A 13,014-nucleotide genomic window follows, 5' to 3' on the forward strand; every position below is an offset into this window, starting at 1 on the left:
CACATGTTAGTCAGGCGGTTCGGCCCCCGATGTCGCGGGCGCCGATAGCCTGGGTCGGTGGGTGCGAACGACGACAGAGCCAGGAAGCGCCTCTCCCGCACCCCGCCGAAATGGGCGATCGTCGCAGTCCTCGCGTTCACCGGGCTCTGCTCCTCGTTCATGTTCACGCTGGTCGTGCCGCTGCAGGCCGAGCTGCCGCAGCTCCTGAACGCGTCTCGCGAAGACACCACCTGGGTGGTCACGATCACCCTGCTCGTCGCCGCCGTGGCCACGCCGATCTCGGGGCGCCTCGGCGACATGTACGGCAAGCGCCGCGTGGTCATCGTGCTCCTGGCGCTGCTCGTCGTCGGATCTCTGATCGCCGCGCTCTCCGGGTCGATCGTGGGCGTCATCATCGGCCGCGCCCTGCAGGGAGCCGTGACGGGCGTGGTGCCGCTCGGCATCGCGATCATGCGCGACGTGCTGCCGCCCGAACGGCTCGGCACCGCGGTCGCACTGATGAGCGCGACGATGGGCGTGGGCGGTGCGATCGGGCTGCCGGTTGCCGCGCTGCTCGCCGAGCACGCCGACTGGCACATGCTGTTCTGGCTCGCGGCCGCGCTCGGGATCATCGGACTCGCCCTGGTGCTGGCGCTCATCCCCGAAGATGTGCTGCGCTTCCCCGGCCGACTCGACGTGATCGGGGCCATCGGGCTCGCGATCGGCCTCACCGGCATCCTGCTCTTCGTCTCGCGCGGGGCGGAGTGGGGCTGGACGGCACCCCTCACCCTCACCTGCATCATCGGCGGGGTCGTCGTGCTGCTGATCTGGGGCTGGTACCAGCTGCGCACCGAGGACCCGCTGCTCGACCTGCGCGTCGCCGCGCGGCCCGCCGTGCTCTTCACCAACATCGCCGCCATCGGGATGGGCTTCGCCCTGTTCGCCTCGAACGTGACCTTCCCGCAGCTGCTGGAGATGCCCACCTCGAGCTCGGGGTTCGGCCTCGACATGGTCGGCGCCGCGCTCGTGGTCATGCCGGCAGGTCTGGTGATGATGTTCATCTCGCCGCTGTCCGGGCGACTCGAGCGCACGGTCGGCCCTCGCCCTCTCTTCACGGTCGGCGCGGCGGCGATCGTGCTCGCCTATCTGTTCGTGCTGCTCTGGTCGAGCGAGGTGTGGCACATCTTCGTCGGCAACATCCTGATCGGCGTGGGCATCGGCTTCACCTTCGCCGCCATGCCGATGATCATCATGAGGTCGGTCCCGGCGAATGAGACCGGCGCCTCGAACGGTCTGAACGCGCTGTTCCGCTCGGTCGGCACCTCGAGCGCCTCCGCCGTGATGGGCGGCATCCTCGCCGCGATGAGCGTCGACGTCGACGGCGTCGCCGTGCCCACGCGAGCGGCGTTCGAGGTGTGCTTCTGGCTGGCGATCGCGGCGGGGCTCGTCGCCGTGGTGCTGTCGCTCTTCATCCCGAGGCAGCACAGCGCCGAGCAGCATCCGTCGCTGCCGAACTGACACCCGTCAGCCAGCTCGAGGACTCTGAGCGAGAGCGTCAGTGCGTGTACTCCATGAGCTCGACCCCGAGGACGCGGAAGGCGTCGTGGGCGCGGAGCCGATGGGTGATCGAGAGGTCGTCGAAGCAGACGATCAGCGAATAGGCGACGCCTGCCCGCGGCCCGGCGAGCACTCCCGCCTCGGCGCGCACGCCGCGGTCCCGCCCGGTCTTGTTCACGAACAGCAGCCCGTGCGCATCATGATCGTGCGCGAAGGGATCGAGACCCGTGGAGGCCGCGACCAGGCTCAGGTCCTGGTTGAGGCTGAGCCACTCCGACACCTGCGCGCTGACGGCGGCGTTGACGACCTGGGAGTTCACGAGCGCCGAGAAGAGGCCGGCGAGCTCCCGCGCAGAACCCACCGCGACCTGCGGGGCATCGTCGGGGCCGCGCTGATCGCGAAAGCGGTCCAGCACCGCCGTGCGCCGCAATCCGAGCGATTCGATGCGCTCGCGCACGCGGTCGTGCCCGACCTTCTGCAGGAGGGCGTTCACGGCGATCGGGTCGCCCGCGGTGGCTGCCAGCACGGCCAGATCTTCCAGAGGAAGCGCAGGCGCGTGCAGGTGTCGCCACAGCCCCGAGCTCTCGACCGCGTCGACGGTCTCGCGGTCGATGATCTCGAACGGATCCAGGGCGCCGCTCTCGAAGCCCGCTGCCACTTCGATCAGGAGGGGGACGACACCGAGACCCGCGATCGGCATGGTGACGTGGTCGTCACCGGCGAGCACGTGCACATGATTGTCGAGGTCGACGACGTGCACGGAGACCTGCGCTCCGGCATCCGCCAGCGTCTCGAGTGACCGCAGTGTCGAGGTGAACGATCGACGTCCGATGGCGGCCCGCCGCGGCAGCCTCCTGCTCGCGCGCTGCGACCGGCGTCCGTCAGCGGGGGCCGCAGCCGGGGTGTTGTGGAACCCTTCGAAAGGCTCGGGTGTGCCCACGCGTGATCCTTAGGGGGATGGGGATTGCGGGATGCGGAGGGGAAGCGCTCCCCAGCGGCAGGGATATCGTAACCCCGCCGCCGGGGGAAGCCTCACAGACTGCGGTGATTGGTCACCAGATGGTCACCCGTGACTCTTGCGGGAGCCACAGCGCGTCAGCCTCGCTCACGCCGAACGCGTCGTAGAAGGCGTCGATGTTGCGCACGATCTGGTTGCAGCGGAACTCGTTCGGCGAGTGCGGGTCGATCGTCAGGAGCCGCAGCGTCTCGGCGTCACGGCTCTTCTGCTGCCAGACCTGTGCCCACGACAGCAGCAGCCGCTGCACGCCGGTGAGGCCGTCGATGACGGGCCCCTCAACGGTCCCTGAGCCCGACGAAGGGGCGAGCGACAGCTCGTAGGCCTTGAGCGCGATGCCCAGACCGCCCAGGTCGCCGATGTTCTCGCCGATGGTGAGAGCGCCGTTCACGTGGTGCTCGGCGTCGAGCCCTTCCGGGACGAGCTCGTCGTACTGCGCGATCAGCGCCTTGGTGCGCTCCTCGAACGCCGTGCGATCGGCATCCGTCCACCAATCCTGGAGCCGTCCCTCGCCGTCGTAGCGGCTGCCCTGGTCGTCGAATCCGTGCCCGACCTCGTGTCCGATGACCGCGCCGATGCCGCCGTAGTTCGCAGCGGCATCGCGGGACGCGTCGAAGAACGGGTACTGCAGGATGGCCGCGGGGAACACGATCTCGTTCATCGACGGGTTGTAATACGCGTTCACCATCTGCGGCGGCATGTGCCACTCGTCGCGATCGATCGGCTTGCCGACCTTGTCGACGTGGCGGTCGTGCTCGAAGATCGCCGCGCGGCGCACGTTGCCGAACAGGTCGGCGCGATCGATCTCCAGGTGCGAGTAGTCGCGCCAGACCGCGGGGTGGCCGATCTTCGGAGTGAAGGCGTCGAGCTTGGCGAGCGCGCGCTCGCGCGTCTCGGCGGTCATCCACTCCAGCTTCGTGATGCTCTGCCGGTAGGCCTCGATGAGGTTCGCCACGAGTTCGTCCATCGCGGCCTTCGCCGTCGGCGGGTAGTGGCGCTCGACGTAGACCTTGCCGATCGCCTCGCTCAGTGCGCCCTCGGTCACCGAGACGCCGCGCTTCCAGCGCTCGCGCATGGTGGGAACGCCGGTGAGCTCGGTGCCGTAGAACGAGAAGTTCTCCTGCACGAAGTCGTCGGTCAGATACGGCGCTGCCGCGTGCACGACCTGCGAGCGGAGCCACGCCTTCCAGTCGTCGAGGCGCTCGACCGTGAGGAGCGAACCGAGGCCCTCGAAGAAGCTGGGCTGCGAGACGACGACCTCGGCGAACGCCTCCGGGTTGGACGGGGCGACCGCGTCGCGCCACGGGGCGAGGTCGATGCCCGCGAGCTCCTGGATCTCGGCCCAGGTCTTCAGGTTGTAGGTGGCGACCGCGTCGCGGCTGCGCACGTTGTCCCAGTGGTGCCCCGCCAGCTCGGTCTCGAGCGCGATGGCGCTGTCTGCCTGCGCCGCGGCATCCGCGATGCCGGCGAGCGTCAGCAGCCGTTCGAGGTGGGCGCGGTACGCCGCACGCGTCTCGGTGAACGTGTCGAGGCGGAAGTAGCTCTCGTCGGGCAGGGAGAGCCCCGACTGCACGAGCACGGGCACGTAGCGCTCGGGGTTGCCCGGATCGCCGTCGACGTAGAAACCGATCAGATGCGCGCGGCCGTCGCGGTCGTAGGCGCCGACCGTGCGCAGGAACGCCGGGATGCTGTCGATCGCATCGACCTCGGCAAGGGTCTCGGCGAGCGGTGCGACGCCCGCGGCATCGATGCGCTCGGTGTCCATGAAGCTCGCGAACAGGTCGCCGATCTTGCGGGCGAGAGTGCCGTCGGCGGCATCCTGCGACTCCTCGATGATCGCCCGGACGTCTTTCTCCGCCTGCTCGGCGAGCAGGTGGAAGGACCCCCAGCGGGCTTTGTCGCCCGGAATCTCGGTGCGATCGAGCCAGGCGCCGTTGACGTGGCGGTACAGGTCGTCCTGCGGGCGGATGTCGGAGCTGAACTCATCAAGGGCAAGGCCCACGGGAAGAACGTCAGTCATGCGAACAGCCTATGACCCGCCTCCCTCATTCGGCCCGGCGAGTCCCCCAGCGACGGCGACGACGCTGCGGCTCAGGGGCGGATGCCGCGGTGCGGGCAGCCCTGCGCGTCGCCCACGCCGCGACCGTGGCCTCGACGTCGCGCGGCGCCGTGACCACCGGCGGGCCGCCCTGGAGTTGGCGGCGCGCCTCGATCACGCGACGGTTGAAGTCTTCGAGCACCTCGCGCACATCGGATTCTCGCCCGAGCAGGTCGAGCTGGTCGTCCAGCTCACGGTCCTCGTTGCGCAGCAGGATGGCGGGCGGTCCGAGCCCGGTGATGTTCTCGGTCTCGATCTTGCGGCGGATCCACCAGTCCGGGTCGTGGTGGCTGCCGAGGCCCTCGAGCGGCTTGCCCGCACCCGGGAGGTCGTCGAACTCTCCGCGGCGGATCGCGACCTGGATCGCGGTCTCGATGAAGGCCGCCCGATCGACGGCCGCGCCCGCGCCTGGTGCGACGCCTTCTTCGTCATCGCCCGTCGCGTCGTGCTGCTGCTTCGCGCGGTACCGCGCCGCAGCCTCTCGAGGATCCGTCATGATGCACCTCCGCAGCATCCGATTCCCTCCACCCTATGACCGCTTCGCGATGGACCGGGGCGTCGGCACCACGCCATAGGCTCAAGGGATGACCGCGCGCCTCTCCCTCAATCGAGAGATCCTGCGCCTGGCCGTCCCCGCGCTCGGGGCCCTGATCGCGGAGCCCGCATTCCTCATCGTCGACGCCGCCCTCGTCGGGCACCTGGGCACGACCCCGCTCGCCGGGCTCGGCATCGCCGGCGCCGTGCTGCAGACGATCGTCGGGCTGATGGTCTTCCTCGCCTACTCGACCACTCCGGCCGTGGCGCGTCGCTTCGGCGCAGGGAAGCCGGGCGAAGCGGTGTCGGTGGGTGTGAACGGCATGTGGCTCGCGCTCGCCCTCGGCGCGGTGCTCGCCGCCGTCGGCACCGTCTCGTCGCCGTGGCTCGTGTCGCTGTTCGGTGCGGGCGATGCCGTCGCCGCGCAGGCCAACGACTACCTGGTCATCTCGATGTGGGGCCTCCCGGCGATGCTGATCGTGTTCGCCGCGACCGGTCTGCTGCGTGGCATGCAGGACACGGTCACCCCGCTGTGGATCGCGGGACTCGGCTTCGGCGTCAACGCGCTGCTCAACTGGCTTTTCATCTACGGCCTCGGTTGGGGCATCGCGGGGTCGGCGGCAGGCACGGTGACCGCGCAGTGGGGCATGGTCGCGGCGTACGTGCTGGTCGTGCAGCGTCTGGCCACCCGGCACAGTGCGTCGCTGCGCGCACAGCGCGCGGGCATGCGCAGCACCGCCACCTCCGGCGGCTGGCTCTTCCTGCGCACGGTGAGCCTGCGCGCCGCCCTCCTCGTGACAGTGGGCGTCGCGACCGGGATCGGCACCGAAGAGCTCGCGGGGTGGCAGATCGTCTTCACCATCTTCTCCGCGGCGGCGTTCGCGCTCGATGCGCTGGCCATCGCCGCCCAGGCATTGATCGGCAAAGAGCTCGGCGCCGGAGACGAGCAGCAGGTGCATCGGGTGCTCGGCCGCACGGTCGCCTGGGGCGTGTGGTTCGGCGTGATCGTGGGCGCCGTGATCGCCGCGCTCTCCGGTGTGCTCGGCATCGTCTTCACCGGCGACCCCGCGATCGCGGCGCTCGTGCAGCCGGCGCTGATCGTGCTGGCCGTCGCGCAGCCCATCGCCGGAGTGGTGTTCGTGCTCGACGGGGTACTGATGGGGGCGAATGACGCCCGTTACCTCGCGATCGCGGGCGTGCTGAGCCTGCTGCCGTTCCTCCCGGCGCTGTGGATCATCTCTGCGATCGGCGTCGACGGCGCCGCCGGCCTGGTCTGGCTCGGGGTGGCGTTCTTCGGCATCTACCTGCTCGCGCGGCTGGCGACGCTGGGCTGGCGGGTCAGGTCGGGTCGCTGGTTGTCAGCCAGCGCCTGAATAGGGCGGGCCCGCGACGTTTCGCGGAGCCACCGACGATCCGCGGACCCTTCTGCCGTGATTGTCCCTCGAAACGTCATCGCCTCCGCGAAACGTCGTCGCAAGCGCGCGACGCTCACGCGCTCTCGAGTTCCGCGATGACGATCTTCTTCATGTGCATCAGCGCCTGGATCTGCGCCGGGCGCTGCTGCAGCACATCGAGTCCGGCCGGGACGACCTGCCAGCTGACACCGAACTGGTCCTTGCACCAGCCGCACGCCTCCGCCTCGGGCACGGCCGAGAGCGCCTGCCAGTAGTGGTCGATCTCGGCCTGGTCGGCGCACTCGATCATGAACGACACCGACTCGTTGAAGCGGAACTCCGGCCCACCGTCGAGACACCCGAACCGCGTGCCGTTCAGCGTGAACTCACCATGCAGCACCTTCCCGGTCATGCCGACGAAATGCTCGCTGAGCGATTCGTCGGGGTAGGGGGTCAGCTTGTCGATGGACGAGTTCGGGAACACCGAGACGTAGTACTCCATCGCCTCCTGCGCATTGTCGACGAACCAGAGAAAGGGGTGGATGGATGCCGTGCCTGCCATGAGATCCTCCTCGATCGACTCTCACGCTACGCGCGAGGCATCGCTGCGTCGAGGGTTTCGCGCGTCGGATCAGCCGGCGTATCTCCGGCACCACTCGTACATGATCACGGCGGCCGCCGCGCTCGCGTTGATCGACCGGGTGGAGCCGTACTGCGTGATCTCGATATGGGCGGATGCCGCGGCGAGCGCTTCTGCCGACAGCCCCGGCCCCTCCTGACCGAACAGCAGGACGCACGTGCGCGGAAGCTCGGCGCGATCGACGGGCACGGCACCTTCGACGTTGTCGACGGCGATGATGGGGATGCCCTCCGCCGTCGCCCAGGCCGCGAAGGTCTCGACGTCTTCGTGGTGGACGACGTGCTGGTAACGGTCGGTGACCATGGCCCCGCGCTTGTTCCAGCGACGGCGTCCGATGATGTGCACGGTGTCGGCGAGGAACGCGTTGGCGCTGCGCACGATCGACCCGATGTTCATGTCGTGCTGCCAGTTCTCGATCGCGACATGGAACGGATGCCGTTGCGTGTCGAGATCCGCGACGATCGCCTCCATGCGCCAGTAGCGATAGCGGTCGATGACGTTCCGGGTGTCGCCGAGCGCCAGCAGCTCAGGATCGTACTCCTCGCCCGCGGGCCAGGACTCCTGTCCGCCCGGCCAGGGGCCGACGCCGTAGCCCGGTTGCACTCCTGCCGTCGCCGCGGCATCCGGGGTCTGCTCGTCCATCAGGCCAGGCTATCCGTCGATGCGTCCGCTCGACGCCGCGAGAGTCTTCTGACACACCGACGAACGCGCTAAGGTTTCGGTGTGCCTAAAAATTCTGCGATGCTGATGCCCGCCCCCCGGGCGACCGCTCCCCGCAGTCTCTGGCTCCTCGGTCCCGCGCTGGTCGCGGGGGTCGCCTATCTCGACCCGGGCAACGTCGCGAGCAACATGACTGCCGGAGCGCAGTACGGCTACCTCCTCGTGTGGGTCGTCGTCGCCGGAAACGTCATGGCCTGGCTGATCCAGTACCTCTCCGCCAAGCTGGGCGTCGTCACCGGACAGAGCCTGCCGGAGGTGCTGGGCACGCGGCTCCGCCGCCCCTGGGCACGCCGCGCCTACTGGCTGCAGGCCGAACTCGTCGCGATGGCGACAGATCTCGCCGAGGTCATCGGCGGCGCGGTCGCGCTGTATCTGCTGTTCGACATCCCGCTGCTGCTCGGAGGCGTGATCACCGGCGCCGTGTCGATGATCCTGCTCGCGGTGCAGAGCCGTCGCGGCGCGCGACCGTTCGAGTTCGTGATCATCGGGCTGATGGTGATCATCACGGTGGGCTTCGTCGCCGGAGTCTTCGTGGCGCCGCCGGAACCCGCCGGCGTCGTCGGGGGTCTCGTTCCGCGCTTCGAGGGAACCGGATCCGTGCTGCTCGCAGCATCCATCCTCGGCGCGACGATCATGCCGCATGCGATCTACGCTCACTCGTCCCTCGCCCGCGACCGGTTCGGCGCCACCACGGCCCACGTGGGCGATGAGGCCGTCCGCACCGAGACCTCGCGCATCCGCCGCCTCCTCCGGGCCACCCGCTGGGACGTCTCGATCGCGATGGTGATCGCGGGATCGGTCAACCTCGCCATCCTGCTGCTCGCCGCGGCGAACCTGGCGGGGGTCGAGGGTACCGACTCACTGGAGGGTGCGCACGCCGCCCTCGCCGCAGGTCTCGGCCCGGTCGTCGCCACCTTCTTCGCCGTCGGGTTGCTCGCCTCGGGGCTGGCCTCGACCTCGGTCGGAGCGTACGCCGGCGCGGAGATCATGCACGGCCTGCTGCACGTGCGCATCCCTCTCCTCGCCCGCCGCCTGGTGACGCTGATCCCCGCCCTCGTGATCCTCGGCATCGGCGTCGATCCCACCCTCGCCCTGGTCCTCAGTCAGGTCGTGCTGTCGTTCGGCATCCCGTTCGCACTGATCCCACTGGTCGCTCTCACCGCGCAGCGCCGCACGCTCGGCGCGTGGACCAACCGGGTGTGGACGACGGCGGCCGGCATCGTCGCCTCCGTCCTGCTGATCGCACTCAACGGGGCCCTGCTCTGGCTGGTGCTCACCGGGGCCTGAACGGGTCCGGTGCGCGGATAGGCTCGATGTCATGTCCGTCGACACCGCCCGCCGCACCGTCCGCCTCCTCAGCTGGGGCGGACTCGCTGCCGGCGTGATCGGCGGCCTGCTGATCGCATTCCCGCAGGTGCTGCCGGTCGGCGGCCCCTGGGTGCAGCTGGCTCTCGGCATCGTCACGCTCGTGCTCTCGTTCCGCGCCCGGAAGCTCGGCATCGCTGAGATCCCCGAGTTCGACGGCCGCCTGTCGCTGGCGGGCGCCCTTCTCGGATTCCTCGTGATCTTCTTCGCCGGACAGGTCGCCTGGGGCGTGCTGGTCGCCGTCGCGAACTGAACGCCACCCCTGATTTAGACTGGCTCTCGTGGCATCCCCCGCAGCTGACGACTACCTGAAGACCGTCTACGCGCACACCGAGTGGCAGGACGCACCGATCACTCCGTCGGTGCTCGCCGCGAAACTGGGCATCGCTCCCTCCTCGGTCACCGAGATGGTGAAGAAGCTCGCCGCCGCCGGGCTCGTCTCGCACGTCCCCTACGGCGCGGTGCGGTTGACGGATGCCGGAACGCAGCGAGCCCTCGCGATGCTGCGCCGGCACCGCCTGATCGAGACCTGGCTCGTGCGGGAGTTCGGCTACGGATGGCACGAGGTGCACGACGAGGCCGAGGTGCTCGAGCACACCATCAGCGACCGGCTGCTCGAGGGCATCGACGAACGACTCGGACGACCGCGCTTCGACCCGCACGGCGACGCCATCCCCGACGCAGCGGGCCGCGTCGAGCGGGAGCCGTTCGTGCTGCTCGCGGACGCCGCCATCGGTCATGAGGGCCGCGTGCTGCGCGTCGACGACCGGGATCCCGAGCTGCTCCGCGCACTGGAGGCCGTGGGGCTCACGGTCGCGTCGACCCTGCGACTCACCGCGACCGGCTTCGAGCTCGACGGCACCGCGACCCCGCTGCCCGAAGGCGCGGCGGACGTCGTGTGGTTGAGCGCGTAGACGGCCAGACGCACGACACCCTGTCCCTCTAGGCTGTGCACATGGCACAACGAGACGACATCGAATGCTGGCTCACCGACATGGACGGTGTGCTCGTCCATGAGAACGACGCCATCCCGGGAGCGTCCGAACTGCTCGCCGGGTGGGAGAAGGCCGGCATCCCCTACCTCGTGCTCACCAACAATTCGATCTTCACGGCGCGCGACCTGTCGGCGCGCCTGCGCACCAGCGGCCTGCACGTGCCGGAGGAGCGCATCTGGACCTCGGCGCTCGCGACCGCGTCGTTCCTGCAGCAGCAGCTCCCGGGCGGCTCGGCGTTCGTGATCGGCGAGGCCGGCATCCTCACGGCACTGCACGACGCCGGCTTCATCATGACCGAGACGAACCCCGACTTCGTCGTCGTCGGCGAGACGCGCAACTACTCGTTCGAGGCGATCACCAAGGCGATCCGCCTCATCATCGGCGGCGCGCGCTTCATCGTGACCAACCCGGATGCCACCGGCCCGAGCGTCGACGGTCCGCTGCCCGCGACCGGAGCGATCGCCGCGCTGATCACGAAGGCCACGGGCAAGGAGCCGTACGTCGTCGGCAAGCCCAACCCGATGATGTTCCGCTCGGCGCTCAACAAGATCGGCGCGCACTCGAAACGCACGGGCATGATCGGCGACCGCATGGACACCGACGTCGTCGCCGGCATCGAGGCGGGGCTGCACACCATCCTCGTGCTCACCGGCATCAGCGATCAGGCCGAGATCGAGAAGTACCCGTTCCGCCCGGACGAGATCGTGCAGTCGGTCGCCGACCTGCTGCCACGGATCACCGAGTCCATCACGACGGTGAAGACGAAGTGACCCATGGGCGCGCTTGACGACGGCGAGCGGGTCAGGGCTGCGGATGCTGCGGCCTGGCGTTCCTGGCTCGACGAGAACCACGAGCGTGCCGCCGGGGTCTGGCTGCTGAGCGTGCGCGGCAACGCCCGCGACGGCGTCGGCTACGAGGATGCCGTTCGCCAGGCCCTCTGCTTCGGCTGGATCGACGGCCCGGTACGCACGTTCGACGACCAGACCGTCGGACAGTGGTTCTCACCGCGGCGCCCTGCGAGCGGATGGGCAGCGACGAACAAGGCGCGCATCGCCGACCTCGAGCGTGACGGGCAGCTCGCGCCGGCGGCATCCGCGTGATCGAGGTCGCGAAGGCCAACGGATCGTGGGCGGTGCTCGACGGACCGGAGGCGGGGATCGAGCCCGACGAGTTCGCCGCCGCGCTGGATGCGGTTCCGGAGGCGCGGGCGAACTGGGACCGGTTCCCGAAGTCGGTGAAGAAGCTCGGACTCACCCACATCGCCATGGCGAAGCGGGCGGAGACGAGATCGGCACGCATCGCGAAGATCGTGGCGGATGCTACGGAAGGGAAGCGCCCATGAACCAGAGCGACGTGCTGTTCCTCGTCGTCTTCCTGATCCTGCTCAGCTCGCTGACGATCTTCATCGTGCAGTTCGTGCGCTCCCGCCGTCGCGGCGGGTCGGGCGAGGAGCAGGGCGGCTGGTGGGAAGGCCCCTGGGACGAAGACGACAAGAAGCGCTGACGCCGAGATTCAGCCGAGCGCGAGGCTGGTGACGGCCGCGATCGGTTCCGGCATCCGCAGAGGTCCTGCACCCGGGGTGATCGTTCCGAGGACGCGGGGGGCTCGCGCCCCGGTTGCGCCGGGGCGCACGGCGGCCACGCCGTGCATGGTGCACCAGCCGATGAGGGCGAAGAGTATGGCCTCCTTGCTGTCGACGGAAGCGCCGAGCTCGTCGGCGAGCACGACGGCGACGTCGGGGAGGGCATCGCGCAGGCCGTCCATGATCAGTGGATTGTGGCAGCCGCCGCCCGACACAGCGAGGAATCCGACCCCGGCATCCCGCACGTCGCGTGCGACCGTCTGCACGGTGAGCTCGGTGAGGGTGCGGATGAGATCGGGCGTGGTGATGTCGCGGCCCGCAGCATGGGAACGGACGTACGCGAGGTGGAAGTGTTCCTTGCCGGTGCTCTTGGGAGCGGGCAGCGCGTAGTACGGGTCGGCGAGGAGCGTCTGCAGCAGGGCTTCGTCGACGGCCCCGCTCCGGGCGATCGCCGCGTCGGCGTCGTAGCCGAGAGGGTTGAGCCTCTCGGTCGTGACCACGGCGTCGACCAGGGCGTTTGCGGGGCCGATGTCGTAGGCCGAGACGACTTCGTCGGCTGTCCCCTCGCTCGACACGATCGTGATGTTCGCGATGCCGCCGAGGTTCAGTGCGGCGGAGACTCCAGGCCGACCGCGCAGCAGCAGCTCATCGAGGAACGAGACCAGCGGAGCGCCGTGTCCTCCGGCCGCGATGTCGCGGATCCGCACGTCGGACACGACGGGTACTCCGACGGCCTCCGCGATCCAGGCCGGCTGGCCGATCTGCAGGGTGCCGAGGGCGTGATCGCCGTCGACCCAGTGGTAGACCGTCTGTCCGTGGGTGCACACCGCGTCGACGCCGCCGACGGCCGCCGCGGCTTCGACGGCCACCTGAGCGAAGGCCTGTCCGATCAGCGTGTCGAGTTCGCACACCTCTGCGAAGGTCGTCGACGCCGGCGGGAGGGCGGCCACCAGGCGCGCGCGCAGTGCCGTGGCGTAGGGAACGCTGTCTTCGTGAAGGACGGTCCCACGCACGGCGCCACGCGTCTCTTCGAAGTCGACGACCACGACGTCGATGCCGTCGTGAGAGGTGCCCGAGAGCAGTCCGAGTACGCGCATGAGGGTCCTTCCGTGGCCTGCTTCGAGCGTAACGCGGC

General features: G+C 69.4%; 15 protein-coding genes. 9 read left to right on the plus strand and 6 right to left on the minus strand.

Annotated features, from left to right (window positions below):
• The first annotated feature begins 57 nt into the window (after window positions 1-57).
• On the plus strand, window positions 58-1,497 hold the full coding sequence (locus V5D55_RS03950; RefSeq protein WP_435747883.1) for an MFS transporter: 1,440 nt from the start codon (window positions 58-60) through the stop codon (window positions 1,495-1,497).
• A gap of 37 nt (window positions 1,498-1,534) precedes the next feature.
• Here V5D55_RS03950 and V5D55_RS03955 read toward each other — a convergent pair whose 3' ends face one another.
• From V5D55_RS03955 to V5D55_RS03965, 3 genes are all read right to left on the minus strand, one after another.
• Window positions 1,535-2,476, minus strand: a complete 942-nt coding sequence (locus V5D55_RS03955) for a serine hydrolase (RefSeq protein WP_435747885.1) — start codon at window positions 2,474-2,476, stop codon at window positions 1,535-1,537.
• A gap of 112 nt (window positions 2,477-2,588) precedes the next feature.
• The gene (locus tag V5D55_RS03960) at window positions 2,589-4,571 is read right to left on the minus strand and encodes a M13 family metallopeptidase (protein ID WP_435747887.1); all 1,983 of its coding nucleotides are present in this window, start codon (window positions 4,569-4,571) and stop codon (window positions 2,589-2,591) included.
• A 25-nt stretch (window positions 4,572-4,596) separates the two neighbouring features.
• Window positions 4,597-5,145, minus strand: a complete 549-nt coding sequence (locus tag V5D55_RS03965; RefSeq protein WP_435747889.1) for a DUF1992 domain-containing protein — start codon at window positions 5,143-5,145, stop codon at window positions 4,597-4,599.
• A gap of 88 nt (window positions 5,146-5,233) precedes the next feature.
• On the opposite strand from V5D55_RS03965, the gene V5D55_RS03970 reads away from it, so the two are divergent.
• Window positions 5,234-6,556: an MATE family efflux transporter gene (locus V5D55_RS03970; RefSeq protein ID WP_435747891.1), complete on the plus strand. Its 1,323-nt coding sequence runs from the start codon at window positions 5,234-5,236 to the stop codon at window positions 6,554-6,556.
• Between the two features lie 115 nt (window positions 6,557-6,671).
• Here the strand turns inward: V5D55_RS03970 and V5D55_RS03975 are convergent, their stop codons facing one another.
• Both V5D55_RS03975 and V5D55_RS03980 read right to left on the minus strand, forming a co-directional pair.
• Window positions 6,672-7,139 (minus strand): VOC family protein, encoded by a 468-nt coding sequence (locus V5D55_RS03975; protein ID WP_435747893.1) that lies wholly within the window; start codon window positions 7,137-7,139, stop codon window positions 6,672-6,674.
• Window positions 7,140-7,208: 69 nt separating this feature from the next.
• Entirely contained in the window at window positions 7,209-7,859 is a 651-nt protein-coding gene (locus V5D55_RS03980; protein WP_435747895.1) for a TrmH family RNA methyltransferase, read from the minus strand.
• A 99-nt stretch (window positions 7,860-7,958) separates the two neighbouring features.
• Between V5D55_RS03980 and V5D55_RS03985 the strand changes: the two genes are divergently transcribed.
• The 7 genes from V5D55_RS03985 to V5D55_RS04015 are packed head-to-tail and all read left to right on the plus strand — an operon-like array spanning window position 7,959 to window position 11,800.
• Window positions 7,959-9,224, plus strand: a complete 1,266-nt coding sequence (locus V5D55_RS03985) for an Nramp family divalent metal transporter (protein ID WP_435747897.1) — start codon at window positions 7,959-7,961, stop codon at window positions 9,222-9,224.
• Window positions 9,225-9,255: 31 nt separating this feature from the next.
• The gene (locus V5D55_RS03990; RefSeq protein ID WP_435747899.1) at window positions 9,256-9,555 is read left to right on the plus strand and encodes a hypothetical protein; all 300 of its coding nucleotides are present in this window, start codon (window positions 9,256-9,258) and stop codon (window positions 9,553-9,555) included.
• Between the two features lie 28 nt (window positions 9,556-9,583).
• Complete coding sequence (locus V5D55_RS03995) at window positions 9,584-10,216, plus strand: metal-dependent transcriptional regulator (RefSeq protein ID WP_435747901.1); 633 nt, start codon at window positions 9,584-9,586, stop codon at window positions 10,214-10,216.
• Between the two features lie 41 nt (window positions 10,217-10,257).
• A complete protein-coding gene (locus tag V5D55_RS04000) occupies window positions 10,258-11,067 on the plus strand; it encodes an HAD-IIA family hydrolase (RefSeq protein WP_435747903.1) in 810 nt (269 codons plus the stop codon).
• A gap of 3 nt (window positions 11,068-11,070) precedes the next feature.
• Entirely contained in the window at window positions 11,071-11,397 is a 327-nt protein-coding gene (locus tag V5D55_RS04005) for a YdeI/OmpD-associated family protein (protein WP_435747905.1), read from the plus strand.
• Window positions 11,394-11,639: a YdeI/OmpD-associated family protein gene (locus V5D55_RS04010; RefSeq protein WP_435747907.1), complete on the plus strand. Its 246-nt coding sequence runs from the start codon at window positions 11,394-11,396 to the stop codon at window positions 11,637-11,639. Before V5D55_RS04005 ends, V5D55_RS04010 begins: the two co-directional genes overlap by 4 nt.
• Entirely contained in the window at window positions 11,636-11,800 is a 165-nt protein-coding gene (locus V5D55_RS04015) for a hypothetical protein (protein ID WP_435747909.1), read from the plus strand. The genes V5D55_RS04010 and V5D55_RS04015 overlap by 4 nt, the downstream gene beginning before the upstream one ends.
• Before the next feature lie 9 nt (window positions 11,801-11,809).
• Here the strand turns inward: V5D55_RS04015 and V5D55_RS04020 are convergent, their stop codons facing one another.
• Complete coding sequence (locus V5D55_RS04020; protein WP_435747911.1) at window positions 11,810-12,976, minus strand: anhydro-N-acetylmuramic acid kinase; 1,167 nt, start codon at window positions 12,974-12,976, stop codon at window positions 11,810-11,812.
• Between the last annotated feature and the right edge of the window lie 38 nt (window positions 12,977-13,014).

Origin of the sequence: Microbacterium sp. PMB16 (assembly GCF_051294855.1) — a bacterium.
Lineage (GTDB): Bacteria > Actinomycetota > Actinomycetes > Actinomycetales > Microbacteriaceae > Microbacterium.